This window comes from Paenibacillus sp. 1A_MP2, from assembly GCF_052244825.1.
Taxonomy (GTDB): domain Bacteria; phylum Bacillota; class Bacilli; order Paenibacillales; family Paenibacillaceae; genus Paenibacillus; species Paenibacillus vandeheii.
Window position 1 is genome coordinate 1402868 of record NZ_JBQQCS010000001.1, and the last position, 14507, is coordinate 1417374.

General features: G+C 47.0%; 13 protein-coding genes and 3 pseudogenes. 14 read left to right on the forward strand and 2 right to left on the reverse strand.

Going from position 1 to position 14507, the window contains the following annotated elements; all coding sequences use genetic code 11:
- The first annotated feature begins 7 nt into the window (after positions 1 to 7).
- From ACTWJ7_RS07025 to ACTWJ7_RS07060, 8 genes and pseudogenes are all read left to right on the forward strand, one after another.
- On the forward strand, positions 8 to 913 hold the full coding sequence (locus tag ACTWJ7_RS07025; protein ID WP_079350263.1) for a sensor histidine kinase: 906 nt from the start codon (positions 8 to 10) through the stop codon (positions 911 to 913).
- Between the two features lie 127 nt (positions 914 to 1040).
- Entirely contained in the window at positions 1041 to 1964 is a 924-nt protein-coding gene (locus tag ACTWJ7_RS07030) for an ABC transporter ATP-binding protein (RefSeq protein WP_079350138.1), read from the forward strand.
- Complete coding sequence (locus tag ACTWJ7_RS07035; protein WP_179132852.1) at positions 1957 to 2655, forward strand: ABC transporter permease; 699 nt, start codon at positions 1957 to 1959, stop codon at positions 2653 to 2655. Before ACTWJ7_RS07030 ends, ACTWJ7_RS07035 begins: the two co-directional genes overlap by 8 nt.
- Positions 2656 to 2760: 105 nt before the next feature.
- On the forward strand, positions 2761 to 3573 hold the full coding sequence (gene thiD, locus ACTWJ7_RS07040) for a bifunctional hydroxymethylpyrimidine kinase/phosphomethylpyrimidine kinase (protein WP_024631442.1): 813 nt from the start codon (positions 2761 to 2763) through the stop codon (positions 3571 to 3573).
- A gap of 240 nt (positions 3574 to 3813) precedes the next feature.
- Entirely contained in the window at positions 3814 to 4494 is a 681-nt protein-coding gene (locus tag ACTWJ7_RS07045) for a response regulator transcription factor (protein WP_024631441.1), read from the forward strand.
- On the forward strand, positions 4491 to 6248 hold the full coding sequence (locus ACTWJ7_RS07050; RefSeq protein ID WP_301879859.1) for a sensor histidine kinase: 1758 nt from the start codon (positions 4491 to 4493) through the stop codon (positions 6246 to 6248). The genes ACTWJ7_RS07045 and ACTWJ7_RS07050 overlap by 4 nt, the downstream gene beginning before the upstream one ends.
- A 20-nt stretch (positions 6249 to 6268) precedes the next feature.
- Positions 6269 to 6748 (forward strand): annotated as a pseudogene (pssA, locus tag ACTWJ7_RS07055) (CDP-diacylglycerol--serine O-phosphatidyltransferase); the annotation flags it as partial.
- Positions 6749 to 6826: 78 nt separating this feature from the next.
- Positions 6827 to 7312, forward strand: a complete 486-nt coding sequence (locus ACTWJ7_RS07060; protein ID WP_024631438.1) for a DedA family protein — start codon at positions 6827 to 6829, stop codon at positions 7310 to 7312.
- Between the two features lie 149 nt (positions 7313 to 7461).
- Here the strand turns inward: ACTWJ7_RS07060 and ACTWJ7_RS07065 are convergent, their stop codons facing one another.
- Positions 7462 to 8652 (reverse strand): cation:proton antiporter, encoded by a 1191-nt coding sequence (locus ACTWJ7_RS07065; protein WP_301879858.1) that lies wholly within the window; start codon positions 8650 to 8652, stop codon positions 7462 to 7464.
- A 375-nt stretch (positions 8653 to 9027) separates the two neighbouring features.
- Here ACTWJ7_RS07065 and ACTWJ7_RS07070 point away from each other — a divergent pair, with 375 nt between their 5' ends.
- The 5 genes and pseudogenes from ACTWJ7_RS07070 (at position 9028) to ACTWJ7_RS07090 (ending at position 12248) form a co-directional block, all read left to right on the forward strand.
- On the forward strand, positions 9028 to 9612 hold the full coding sequence (locus tag ACTWJ7_RS07070) for a DUF420 domain-containing protein (RefSeq protein ID WP_285079698.1): 585 nt from the start codon (positions 9028 to 9030) through the stop codon (positions 9610 to 9612).
- 72 nt (positions 9613 to 9684) lie between these two features.
- Positions 9685 to 10427 (forward strand): annotated as a pseudogene (gene gpmA, locus ACTWJ7_RS07075) (2,3-diphosphoglycerate-dependent phosphoglycerate mutase).
- A gap of 176 nt (positions 10428 to 10603) precedes the next feature.
- Complete coding sequence (locus ACTWJ7_RS07080; protein WP_301879856.1) at positions 10604 to 10783, forward strand: hypothetical protein; 180 nt, start codon at positions 10604 to 10606, stop codon at positions 10781 to 10783.
- Between the two features lie 146 nt (positions 10784 to 10929).
- Positions 10930 to 11837 (forward strand): annotated as a pseudogene (locus ACTWJ7_RS07085) (aldo/keto reductase).
- A gap of 84 nt (positions 11838 to 11921) precedes the next feature.
- Positions 11922 to 12248, forward strand: a complete 327-nt coding sequence (locus ACTWJ7_RS07090) for a thioredoxin family protein (protein WP_301879854.1) — start codon at positions 11922 to 11924, stop codon at positions 12246 to 12248.
- Between the two features lie 461 nt (positions 12249 to 12709).
- Here ACTWJ7_RS07090 and ACTWJ7_RS07095 read toward each other — a convergent pair whose 3' ends face one another.
- A complete protein-coding gene (locus tag ACTWJ7_RS07095; RefSeq protein ID WP_256984517.1) occupies positions 12710 to 13498 on the reverse strand; it encodes an undecaprenyl-diphosphate phosphatase in 789 nt (262 codons plus the stop codon).
- 239 nt (positions 13499 to 13737) lie between these two features.
- Between ACTWJ7_RS07095 and ACTWJ7_RS07100 the strand changes: the two genes are divergently transcribed.
- Positions 13738 to 14370: a TetR/AcrR family transcriptional regulator gene (locus ACTWJ7_RS07100; RefSeq protein ID WP_301879853.1), complete on the forward strand. Its 633-nt coding sequence runs from the start codon at positions 13738 to 13740 to the stop codon at positions 14368 to 14370.
- Positions 14371 to 14507 lie beyond the last annotated feature (137 nt).

Here is a 14507-nt window from a genome sequence, read left to right on the forward strand (position 1 = left end):
TTCTACCATGATCTTGGCTTTTATCGTTATCCTACTGAGCGTAAGGATGCATAAACGCAGTAAAGATCTGTCCTACATCCATGAGAAATTAACGGCGATTGTGAAGCAAGGGAGCTTTGAGCGCCTGCTTGTGTTTAATAGCGATGCTCAAATCAGCCAGCTTCTCAAGGATGTCAACGAGCTGCTGGATTATGCCCATCGGGCCAAAGCGGGTTATGCCAATCAGGAGAAGGAAATGCGCAATATGCTCTCCAACATCTCACATGACCTGAAGACACCGCTAACGGTCGTGCTCGGTTATAGTGAAACACTCCTGCACAGCCCTTCCATAACAGATCAGGAACGCGTGATCATGACTGGCAAAATTCAGGATAAGGCGCAGGAGGTGCTGCGTCTGATTCATTCTTTTTTTGACTTGGCGAAGCTGGAATCTGGAGACACCGAGCTTGCACTGACAAAGGTTAATGTAAGCGAATTGTGTCGAGTGAAGATGCTTTCTTTTTATGAGATGTTAACGAATCTGGGTCTGCAAGTGGAGCTGGAGATTCCCGAAGCAGATATCTTTGTGAGAGCCAACGAAGAAGCACTGGACCGTGTACTGGATAATCTGATTACCAATGCTATGAAATATGGAGCGGATGGCAAGATGCTTGGTCTTTCACTCGATTATTCGACAGGGGAGCAGGTAAAGCTTAGCGTCTGGGACCGGGGTAGGGGCATTCCAGAACAGGAGCACAGCCGTGTATTCGAACGCATGTATACGCTGGAGGATTCCCGTAATCGTCTCTATCAGGGTAGCGGACTGGGGCTGACCATTACGAAGCGGCTGGTGGAGCGAATGGGTGGGAGCATTGATTTGCGCAGTGTTCCTTATGAACGAACGACGTTTTCGGTTGTTTTAAAACCCTTTTAGGTGCATTCAATAAGGATTTCGTTAAGCTTAAGATTTTTGTAAGATTTGAGTAATAAAAAGAAGACTTTTCTCTTTACAATACAGATATAAGAACCTGTCAGGGACGAACGTAAAGGAGAATAAGAACATGACATATATTGCGCGGACGATAGGTGTGACCAAAACCTATGCAGGGACAGAGGTTGTATCCAACGTCAATATGAATATCAAGCAAGGAGAGATTTACGGGTTTCTTGGTCCGAATGGAGCTGGAAAAACGACTGTGATGAAAATGCTGACCAATCTGGTCAAACCGACTGTAGGGGAGATTGAATTGTTCGGTGAGAAGCTGACCCCAACGTCCTATGAACTGCTGAAGCGTATGGGCAGCATCATTGAATATCCTTTTTTCTATGATCATTTGTCCGCGAAGGAGAATTTGGAGCTCCATTGTGAATACATGGGATTCTACAACAAAAAGGTCATTGACAACATGATGGAAAATGTAGGGCTGAAGGACACGGGCAAGAAGCCGGTACGAGACTTCTCTTTGGGGATGAAACAGCGTCTGGGCATCGCCCGTGCGCTTATCACAACACCGGAACTGCTCATTTTGGATGAACCGATTAATGGGCTCGACCCCCTAGGTATAAAGGAGATGCGCGATTTATTCAAACGTCTCAGCTCCCAGTATCGGATTACTCTGTTAATCTCCAGTCATATCCTTGGGGAGATCGAACAGATTGCGGACACCGTTGGGGTCATTCGGAATGGACGTCTGGTCGAGGAAGTATCAATGGACAGCATCCGCGGCAGCCATAGCGAATACATTGAACTGCAAACGCTGGACCCGCGTAAAGCGGCCTATGTCCTGGAGCACCAATTGGAGTTGAATAATTATAAAATGGTCAATGACCAAACCATACGCATCTATGATCCAGGTATCGCTCCATCGCAATTGACAGGTAAGCTGATCCAGCATGGCGTTGAGATTGAATCCATTTTCAAAAGGGCACATTCATTGGAAGAACACTTCATGAACTTAATGAAGGGGGATGAGGACGTTGCTTAAACTAATCCAGCTGGAACTGCGCAAACATCGGTTTGCCCGGAATTTCAGAACCGCAGGTATTGCCGTTCTCGTCCTGATCCTGTTTCTATTCCTGATTGGGTACACCGATTTGGGTGCTGAAGATTATGCCTTTGCCGATTACTCCGTTTCCTTCATGTTAATCGATACGTTCGCCAGAGCTGTTTTTATTATCTTTGGCGGTGCGCTCATAGCGAAGCTGATTATCAGTGAGTATCGAAATAAAACGATGAATGTCATGTTTACCTACCCGATTAAACGGCATAAAATCATTGCTGCCAAATTGATTATAGTGTTTGTGTTTACTTTCATGATGATTTTATTAACCGATGTGCTGATGGGGGCATTATTAGTTGCGGTAAACCAATTCTATGACTTCATTCCCGATACGTTGACGATGCGTGATGCATGGGTACTGCTGCTGAAGTATGTCGTCAGTTCCCTCTCCGCTGCAGGCATGGCCCTGATTCCCTTATTCTTCGGGATGCGTAAACATTCGGTCACGACTACATTGGTGTCATCCATTTTGCTTGTTATGGTGGTATGTTCGGGCTTTAACGGGCCTACGTTTTCAATTAACACGATTATCGTGATTCCCCTGACATTGGGGGCCATAGGAATATGGGTTGCTTCACTGTCCATGTTCAGTCTGGAGACAAAAGATATGAACTGAATTCCTCTGGAAACCATACTCCGTATGGCTTCAGATGCCATTGACATCCGCTCGTACAAGGGATAGGATAATGTCAACTGAAGGACGAAGGAGAATGCAACTACCATGACGATTCCAAAAACATTAACAATAGCTGGTTCGGATACGAGCGGAGGCGCAGGGATTCAGGCAGATTTGAAAACTTTTCAGGAGCTTGGTGTGTATGGCATGACGGTGCTGACTACTGTTGTGGCGATGGAGCCTGACACGTGGGATCACCAGGTCTTTCCTGTTGAATTAAATGTAGTAGAGGCACAGCTGCGTACCGTTCTGGATGGTATCGGTTTTGATGCAATGAAGACGGGCATGCTGGGTTCTGTAGACATCATTGAATTGGTTGCGAAGCATATCCGCCGGAGTGGATTGCCACAGATTGTTATCGATCCGGTAATGGTCTGCAAAGGTACGGACGAGGTGCTGCAACCTGAGAATACAGAAGCGATGATTGAATTCCTGTTGCCGGGTGCTGATCTGGTTACCCCGAATTTATTTGAAGCATCGCAGCTGGCGAAAAGCGGACTGATCCGCTCCAAGGAGCAGATGGAAGCTGCGGCAGCTGTCATTCACGCTCACGGGGCGAAGCATGTCCTGATCAAGGACAGAGGCGTTATTAACCCGGGCAAAGCGATGGATCTTCTCTATGACGGAACGAACTACGAATGGTTTGAAGCCGATGTTGTTGGCTCCGGATACACACACGGTGCAGGCTGCACCACATCTGCGGCTATTACCGCAGGTTTGGCGCGCGGTCTGACCGTGAAAGAGGCTGTTCGTGAAGGTAAAGCCTTCGTGACCAAAGCGATTGCTGGCGGATTCCCGCTGAACCGCTTTGTTGGCCCAACATTGCATGTGGCACACCGACTGGAGCATCAAAGCTAAGCGGTGCGCACGTGTAGTGTGTAATCGCGGAGAAAAAGCGTGGTTTCAACTTGAGTAGCTGTCAATGAGCAGGATGTTGCTCGTTGACGGCTTCTTTTTTGCGGCTGCTTATAAAATTTAGTAACTTCTGGTATATATTAATCGTATATAAGATGGAGTCCGTTCCAGAACATGGATGGACACACGGACGACACATGGAATCGTTATGTTATCAACAGAATGCTAAAAGGAGAGTCGGTCATGGTCAGAACAGTGCTTCTGGTGGAAGACGAAAGCCGCATTCGTGAGATTGTGGCCGATTATTTCATAAAAGAACAATGGAATGTGATTGAAGCAGAACATGGGGTTGAGGCGCTGGAATTGCTGGCAATGCATGAAGTGGACCTGGTCATTCTGGATGTGCTGATGCCCGAAATGGATGGATGGACCCTATGTGGGCATATTCGTTCTCAGTCTACCGTACCTATTATAATGCTGACTGCGAGATCGGAAGATGATGACAAGATTCATGGCTTTCAGCTTGGTGTGGATGATTATGTAACGAAGCCTTTCAGTCCTCGTGTGCTGGTGGCACGTGCAGAGACATTAATGAAACGGGTAGAGGGTGCAGTTAGCAGGGAGCAGGGCGTAATCCGGTTTGGACATGTAACGCTCGATCCCTGGGCTCGTCGGCTTGAGAAGGATGGAGCTGAGGTGGAGCTTGCACCCAAAGAGTATGATCTGCTGCTGTATTTAACTCGTAATCAGGGAATTGTATTGTCCCGTGATGCCATCCTCAACCGGGTATGGGGATACGACTTTGATGGGGACTCCCGTGTTGTGGATACCCATATTAAGAAACTGCGCAGCAAACTTGGCGATGAAGCCAAGTGTATCCGTACCGTCATTGGTACCGGCTATCGATTCGAGGTTGAGGCATGAGACGTAACGGTGTAACGATGAAGCTGTTTCTGGTCATGGCCGGGTTCCTTCTCCTTCTATATGGAACCACGGTGATTGCCCAACTGGTCTGGTTCCCGGACTTTTACCAACATCAGAAGATTAGCAGTATCAAGAAAAATCTGACCAAATTCGAGCAGCAATATTCAGCTGGACGTTGGAATGATGTACAGCTGGCCAAGGAAACCGGGAATTTCATGCGACAGAATCAATCGCATCTGGTCATCCTGACGAATACGGGCAAGCTGGTCAATGATCCGTTCCACATTACATTGCTCCGTGAGGACGGCACTCAGGTGAAGGTATCCTTGTCACTGTTTATCAACAGTGAGAATGCAGGCTGGATTGCTTCCCATCTCAAATATGGACAGCAATTAACGGTAACAGGTCCAGCCAGTGGGTTGACGGAACCGATGGTTTATCCATTTAAGATCAAAGATACCAGCTCTTCTGTGTGGGGAACAGAAAGTTTTCAGGAATTAGCTGAACCGGTACAGGAATGGTCAGGGGTATTAACGGATGTGGTTCTTCCTAATCTGGCAACCTGGAGTCAAAGGCAGGGCTTGCTTGTGCAGGCACTGGACAGCCGCTTCCCGCTGGCTAAGGAAGATCAGCAGAGTCTGGCCAATGGTAAGATGATCAATGAAGAATGGACCGATAGCTGGAGCGGTGTACGAAATGTGCTCACCATTGCACCTGTACACAGCTCAGGACCCCAGCAGCAACTTATTTTTTCGCTGACATCACTGCAAGAAATGAGAGAGGCCAGTAAAGCGACGCAGCTATTCTATGCGTATTTCGGTATTGCTGCATTTGTACTCATTGTATTCCTTTCCCTGCTCTTGTCCCGAATTGTCACTAAACCCTTGCTCGCTCTGAACCATGTTGCCAAAAAAATGTCGACCCTTGATTTCACCGTGAAATCACCGATTCGCCGCAATGATGAAATTGGCAGCCTTTCCGACAGCCTGAACGCATTATCAACGACACTGGGTCAGACCCTGGAAGAGCTAAGGCAGGCTAACAGCCAGATGCGTACGGATATGGAAATGAAGCAGCAGATCGAACAACGGCAGCGTAAATTTTTTGCCGATGCGTCTCACGAGCTCAAAACCCCGATTAGCATCATCAAAGGGTACTCCGAAGGGTTAAAGGATGGTGTAAGTGAGGGCAAGCGAGAGCGATATATTGAGATCATTGCCGATGAAGCTGTGAAAATGGAAACGATGGTAGAAGAGATGCTGGATCTGGTACGGCTTGAATCCCAAGCGGTTAGGCTGAATACCGATGCGGTGGCTCTTGGAGATATGATTGAGGATATTGCGGGACGTCTTGGGCCGCAGTTAAAGGATAAAGGGCTGGAAGTTGTGCTTGTATCTACCACAGAACAGTCTGTGGAAGGGGATCGCAGCAAGCTGGAGCAAGTGATCTACAATATGATGATGAACGCCATACGCCATGCCGTTCCCCATACCGATATTTTGATTGAGATCAGCAGGCCGGAAGGGCAGGTTCGAATCTCGATTGAGAATAAAGGGGAGCGGATTTCGGAAGCCGAACGCCAGTATATCTGGGAAAGGTTCTACCGGGTGGAGCGTTCACGTAATCGTAAAATGGGGGGAACCGGGCTGGGCCTGGCCATTGCGAAGCAAATTCTCGATCTGCACGGATGCAGCTATGGCGTAGAAAATACGCCGGATGGAGTCCGTTTTTATATTGTTTTTCCTAATGCTTAGTACGAAAGGGAGTCAAGTCTATGAAATCTTTACCGTCCATTCTAACGTTGGGCAACCTAACTTCAGGTATGCTGGCTGTCATAATGGCTATCCATGGCGAGTTTGCGCTGGCCGTGACGCTGATTTGGGTAGCGATGTTCTTTGATCTGTTTGACGGGTTCGCTGCCCGGAAATTGCATTGTGAAGGGGAGTTCGGCAAAGCGCTGGATTCACTTGCTGATGTTATTTCGTTCGGAACAGCCCCTGTGCTGATCCTGTATTTGAACTCTATGTACGAAGTAAGTACGCTGGGGATGGCTCTGACAGCACTATTCCCGGTATGTGGTGCATTGCGTCTCGCCCGTTACAATTGCCAGAAGACAGCAAGCCATGGTTTTGTTGGCATGCCGATTACGTTTGCAGGCGGTCTGATGTCCTTTTTTGCGCTCTGGAGTCCTTATTTCACTCATGGTGTAGCCTATCTTGTCATTATCGTATTATCCGGTCTTATGGTTAGCCAAATCCGATTCCCGTCTCTAAAACAAGTGCTAGCCCCCATGAGAAGGATATTGTGGAGCCGAAATAAGGAGCGAGTCAGTATGGAATTTGCAAGAGAATTTATTGGTCAATATGGTTATTTCGCAATTTACGGACTGCTGGCTCTTGGCGTGATTGGCATGCCTATTCCGGATGAGGTGATGATGACCTTTGTCGGTTATCTCGCCTCCATCTCGGTGCTGAATTATTCGGTGTCCATCGTCGTCAGCTTTGGCGGAGCGTTCACCGGAGGACTTCTCAGTTACACCATTGGCAAAAAGGCAGGTCGGCCACTGGTTGAGAAGTATGGTAAGTGGGTCGGAGTCAACGCCAAACGGCTCGGCAGGGTAGAGTCATGGTTTTTGAAATACGGGTACTGGTCCATCATATTGGGATACTTCATTCCAGGCATTCGTCATCTGATGTGCTGCTTCTCCGGGATTAGCCGTATGGCTATGGGGCGTTATGTTCTGGTCTCCGGCATTGGGGCGTTTATATGGTGTGTTGTCTTTATATCCATCGGTTTTTATGTAGGGGTGCTAACTTAAAATGGGACAGCCTGTTATGAACAGGCGAGGATAAAGACCTTTTGTATGTAAGGGGTCTTTTTTTGTTTCCACATGAATCAACTCTATGGAAAATATAAAAAAAGCCCACCGTGGAATTTCCACGGCGAGCTGGTACATAACATTTCGTTTTACCCACTTAAATGCGAGTCTTCAATGCCTTGTTCAACACGGGCTTCGCCTTTTTTACGAGCAAAGGTGATTTTGAGCAGAGGTGGCGTAACCAGTGTTGTAATGATAACCATAATAACCACACTAGTGAAATATTCAGGATCCAGTAATCCGGAAGCGAGTCCGGTGGAGGCGATAATAAGAGCAACTTCCCCCCTGGAAATCATACCTGATCCAATAGCCAAGGATGAGGCCCGATCAAATCCAGTCAGCCGTGCACCCGCTCCTCCGCCGAGAAGCTTGGTAGCAATGGCGATGAGACTGATGACAACAATGAACCAGATCTGTGAACCGACACCCTCAAAAGTAACATTCAAGCCAATACTTACAAAGAATACAGGGACAAAAATGCTGTAAGCGATCGGCTCAAGTTTGGTTTCGACTTCATGTTTGAAGTTGGTTTGGGAGATGGCGATACCCGCCGCAAATGCACCGATAATCCCGGCAACACCCATCCACTCCGCAAAGTACGAAAATCCGAAACAGATGATCAGGCCCGCGGTGATAACGGTTTCCGTAACCTTCAGCGGGGCCATCCATTTCATGATGCGTGGAACTAGGAACCAGCTGGCAGCGATAATAATAATAAAGAACAGCAGCTTTTTACCAATGAGAAGAGGGATGGATGTGTCTCCAGCACCTGTTCCGAGCAAACTCATCATTACAGCGAGAATGACCACGACCAGGACATCATCTACAACAGCTGCCCCCAGAATCGTAGTGCCTTCACGTGAGCCCAACTGATCCATGTCCTTCAATGTCTGGACAGAGATACTTACGGATGTTGCACAGAACAAAAGTCCAAAGAACAATGCATGTGTCTGCGACATGCCGAAGGCTATTGCGGAACCGTAACCCCCCATAAAAGGTAAAATAATACCCCCAACGGCTACGGCAAAGGCCGCCTTCCAGTTTTTCTTCAATTGCTCCAAATCGGTCTCAAGTCCGGCAATGAACATGAGCAGCAATACCCCAATTTCGGCCATATAATGGATGAAATCATTCGGTTGAACCCAACCGAGCAAAGCAGGTCCGAGAATGACACCAACGATCAATTTACCCAATACGGACGGTTGACCAAGTCTTACCGATAAATCTCCGGCTAACTTGGTGAAAATCAGAATTAGCGCAAGAACCAAAATAAATTCCATAGATGTGCTCCTCTCCAGCAGTAGCGTTTATAGGATTACCTGTCCAAGGGGGATCATTCCAAGCTTAAAGAACAAAAAAAGGCATAAAACAGCGCTTGTAAAAGTGCCGCTTTATGCCTTAAAAAAAGACAAGGAGGGCCCTTGGTGACAGGCTCCTCCAGTTCAACGCGTATGTGTTTAATTGCATTAATTATACCACAAATACAGGATGGGGTAAACCGGTGAAGGCGAGCTTTTAATGAAAATGGCCTTAAGAGGGCACTTTAAAGGAACCTGACAAGGCTTTTTGTTCAGAGTGTTGTCACTTAACAGTCGAGATATGGCAAGATATAATGAGATAGAACATAGAAGTTAGGATATGAGGAGGATTTTTCATTGGGCAAACAGGACAAAGGGGACCCGAACATTCAATCCAATCAGATTGCCCCGACCAGTAATAAAAATTTCGCAGGTCTCATTATTACCATTTCCATTCTCGCCAACGTCATTATTTTATTGTTGTTCTTTGCACCATCTATCGGATACAAAGGCGATGTGGCCTTTGACATTACAATTTTGCCGCGGTTTAACGCCGTTTTCAACAGCTTTACCTTTATCTTTCTGCTCGCGGCACTAATTGCCATCATCAAACGGAATGTAAAACTGCACAAAAGGTTTATCCTTGCTGCATTCACAACGACGCTTTTATTTTTAGTTACGTATTTGTCGTTTCATTATCTGTCTCCTGAGACGTCCAAATACGGCGGGGAAGGTATCATTCGTTCCATCTATTTCTTCATTCTGATTTCGCACAGCATATTGGCAGCCATCATTGTACCGCTTGCTCTGTTCACTCTGGTATGGGGCTGGACGAATCAATTGAAGAAACACCGTAAAATTGCTCGCTGGACGATGCCAATCTGGCTCTACGTTAGTTCAACGGGGGTAGTTGTGTATCTGATGATGGCACCTTACTATTAATCATTTCACATATCATGGGCATATCCGGCTCGCCTTGCGGGTAATGGTTTCATGGAAGGAGGATTCACGCTTATGTACAGAGTTGTATTGATTCGCCATGGACAGAGTATGTGGAACGTGGAGAACCGTTTTACCGGTTGGACGGATGTGGATCTGACGACCGATGGATACGGAGAAGCACGGAAAGCGGGAAAGATTCTGAAGGAACAGGGTTTTGATTTTGACTACGCCTATGCTTCGGTACTTAAACGCTCCATTCGTACATTGGATATTGCACTCGATGAGATGGATCGGATGTGGATTCCGATTACGAAGACGTGGAAGCTGAACGAACGTCACTACGGGGCACTGCAAGGACTGAACAAACAGCAGACTGCGCTGAAGTATGGCGAGGAGCAGGTGATGGAGTGGAGACGCTCCGTCAGCATATCTCCCCGGCCCTGGACGAAACAGATGATCGTTATGTTCAGGATCAGGACAAATATCAACGGTTGGGCTGTACCATCCCGCGTACCGAAAATTTGATGGATACATCGAAGCGGGTGCTGGAGTACTGGAATGCAGAGATCAAGCCGGTTGTATCAGCAGGCAAAAGGGTGCTAATCTCCGCGCACGGCAATACGCTCCGTTCACTCGTCATGCATCTGGACCAAATGTCCGAGGCGGACGTAATGGCGCTTAATATTCCGACAGGCATACCGTTGGTCTACGAACTGGATGAAGATTTGCATCCGATCGGTCACTTTTACCTGACTGCGGATGGCTCTACGTACAAACATGAGGAAATGACTCATGTCGCGCCACCGTCCGATTGATTGAATGCTAAGCCAGCACGTTAGAAAATGGCTCCTGAATTCTCAGGGGCCATTTGTTTTAAGTTATAATAGGCCATTCTTTAATTTTAGAGATGGCATCTGACGTTTCGTTTTTCTCCTACAGGGTAAATTCAAGCAAGACACAATGTACATTAATCCTGAAGGAGGATCAACATATGTCTAAGAAAAGTGGAATCATTGTAACAGCTATTGGAGCAGGCGTGACGTACTTGATGAGGAACAAACAGGCAAGGGATAAGCTGTTCACTACGGTGTCAGGACTGATGAAAAATTCAAGTTCATCTTCTAGACCGACTTATGGAAGCAAAACAGGTTCACGTGTGGATGTAAAATAGATTTTGGTATAGAAGACTTTGCATGAAAAGCCCGGAGCTGGTACGGTCCCGGGTTTTTGTGTGCGCTCATATGTCATATGCGATTTTTGCCAGCAAGAATGATACAATGGAAACTTGCAGAACGTATGGAAGGGGATGTGCAACTTATGAAGAAAAATCGTCTGGGTTCGTCCGAACTCATGGTTGGTGAAATTGGGCTTGGCTGTATGTCGCTTGGAATCGAAGCGGGACCTGCCGTCGCCTTGATTCATGAAGCATTGGATCGTGGTGTTAATCTTCTGGATACCGCTGACCTCTATGATGCGGGAAAAACGAGGAAATCGTGGGACAGGCCATTCAGGGCCGCCGGGATCAGGTGATTGTGGCAACCAAAGTTGGCAATCGTCGCCTACCGGGGAAAGAAGGCTGGTCATGGGACCCTTCCAAAGCCTATATCAAACAGGCTGTTCGAGACAGTCTGAAACGGCTGCAGACGGATTATATTGATCTGTATCAGCTGCATGGCGGTACAATGGATGATCCAATCGAAGAGACGATTGAAGCCTTTGAGGAACTGAAGCAGGAAGGGCTTATCCGGTATTACGGCATATCCTCCATTCGTCCTAACGTAATTCGGGAATATGTGCAGAGGGCTTCCATTATCAGCGTAATGAATCAATACAGCGTAGCAGATCGTCGGGCTGAAGAGGAAGTATTGCCTTTATTGGAGCAAAAGGGCATTAGCGTTATCGCTCGTGGACCCGTCGCAAGTGGGGTTCTCGCCGATTCTGGTGCTGCCAAGGCAGATAAAGGTTATCTGGATTATACACCAGAGGAGTTGCATTCCATACGCCAAGGACTGAGCCGTTTGGTTACAGACAATCGCAGCATGGCTCAAACGGCCATTCGCTATGCACTAGCGCATCCTGCTGTTGCCGCTGTTGTGCCAGGAGCCAGTTCGAGAGAGCAGTTGTTGCATAATATCGCAGCCTCGGAATCAGCAGCACTTACGGATGCGGAGATTAACGAAATACGGGAGCTCAGCCCCGCTAATCTGTACAAGCAGCACCGCTAAACGTTGGCAGCCTATTTTCAATTGTAACTATACGAGGTACAATGAAGGTCAACCATGAAGAATCAAATAAGGGAGAGAAGACATATGGATAGAATTCAAAGTGAGCAACAATATCGCGATACAATTAATTCTGACGGGCTTACCGTCATTAAATTTGATACAACCTGGTGTCCGGATTGCAAAAACCTGGATCGTTTTATCGGGGATGTTATCGACCAGCATGCGGATAAAACCTTCTATGCCCTGGATGCAGAAGAGTTCCTTCCTTTTGCTGAAGAAAACGGTGTACGCGGCATTCCAAGTCTGCTGGTATTCCAGAACGGCAAGAAAATTGCGCATCTGCACAGCAAATGGGCAAAAACGCCTGCTCAAATCTCGGAATACCTGCAGACTTTGGAGTCCAAGGTATAAGCGGAATCAGTTTGTTTAGATCGCATTAGTTATACGAAACACACACCTCCTATCGCTGATAGGAGGTGTTTTTGATGTTGGGGCGAGGAGGAAGGATGCTGTTCACAAATGAATCGAATTGTTGAGAGTTTGTTAAGAACGCTCTCGTATAATGTTCAGGATAAACAAATATTGGGGTGACAGAGACGGAGATGAGCAATACGATTCTTAAAGAAATGCATCAATTGAGCCATGAGGATGACCTGAGATACCTTTTATTGATGAGAGGTGTGAAACAACTGTTGGAAGAAAGAAAGCGTAATAGGAAGCATATTATTAAAAGAATCAGGGATCTAAAGAAATTAAATAAAGTTCAGGCCAGAAAGTGGTCCTGATTTTGTTTAGTACATAAAAATGGCGACCAGGTTCCGTAGGGAAACAGGTCGCCATTGGCTTTTTGGTTACATGAATTGAAGATAGGGTTACATCATTAAAATGATAAAGAATACGGCTGCCAGCACGAAGCGATAAACAGCAAAGACGGTCAGGCTCAGTTTTTTCAAAATGGACAGGAACGTCTTGATGGCAAGCATGGCCACGATAAATGCGGCAATGAATCCAATCGCGAAGATCGGGAGATCGCTGCTGTTCAGGTGATCGATACTTTTGTACAGATCATATCCTGTGGCTCCAATCATAATCGGCACAGAGACCAGGAATGTAAATTCCGCTGCTGCAACCCGGCTTACTCCTGCGAACAGTCCACCGGAGATCGTCGAACCGGAACGGGAGAAGCCTGGCCATAATGCGAGAATTTGAAAAAGCCCCACAACAAACGCCTGTTTATACGTAATATCGTCTACATCATGGGTTGTAATGCGTTCGCTGCGGTGACTCCAACGTTCAGCGACAATCATCAGAATACCACCTATAACGAGACTGTACAGTACCGTCTGTGCACCAAACAGATGCGCTTTGATCCAGTCCCGGAATACAAGTCCAATGACCACGGCAGGAACCATCGCCAAAAAGATATGTATGAGATTCAGACGGGAGGTGTAGCTCCTTTTGCCTCCGGTGAAGCGGAACATATCAATGAATTTGTTCCAGTACAGCACAACGACAGCAAGTACAGCTCCGAGTTGCACAACCACCTCAAACGTTTTGACTGACTCGTTGTCCTCCGATAATCCCAGCAAGTGGGCAGTCAGAATCATGTGTCCGGTCGAGGACACGGGCAAAAACTCAGTCAAACCTTCGATGATGCCCATAATAATTGATGATATAAAGTCCAATTCTCTTCCTCCTTGAAATGCAGATGACAGCATAAAGGCTGTCCTGCGTGACAATGCCCGTTCATTTGAACAAGGCTATCATCTATTATGATCACAAATGCGCTCAACTTCAACTTATGCTTGTAATGAATTGTTTAAAACTATATTGACAAAAACCTAGTTATCCAATAGGATATACATTAACTGACTGACTGATCAATCGGGAGGGTAGGCAAATGTCTAAAAACAATCATTTGGAACCCGGAGAAGAACGCCGGGACCAAATTATACGTATAGCGATGGAGCGTTTTGCAACCCAGGGCTATCATCAGACCAAAATTTCTGATATCGTCCGCGAAGCCGGTGTAGCGCAAGGCACCTTTTACTGGCACTTCAAAAGCAAGGAAGCCATTGCCTCGGAGATTGTGTTAACCGGCAGGGAGGAGCTGCTTGAAGCGATCGGGCAAGGTTACCGCAAAGATGCCGGATCGGTTGAGGATATGGTGAGAGCTTCGGAACGGCTGTTCACCGACCTGTTTTCCTTTGCAGCGGACAATCGTTACTTTATGGAATTGTTGCTCAAAGGCATCGTGTCGGAAGAGTCGGTACGTCGTTTGGTTGAAGAGACACGGGGCGCGGTAGAACAAGCATTTCGTCACAACATGCAGCGGGCCATTGAACTGGGCATGCTGCCACAGTCCATGGATGTTCCGCTCCGCGCTGCGCTGCTGGTTAGCATGATTGAAGGTATGATTACGCGCTGGCTGTTTGGCTCGGAAGAGTTGCACAGCGAGTTCTCATCAATGACCGCAACAACGCTCGCTGCGGAGGCGGCAAGCTTTGAGTTTTACGGACTGCTCGGTATTTAAAGGTGTGATGGCCCCGGTGGTTTATTTTCAATAACGGGATTAAATATTCACATGATTAAGCCAGCAGCAGGGAATAATGGGTACAACTGTAGTTAGAGAACTAAGGAAACATAAGTTTCAACAAGACATGACTAGAT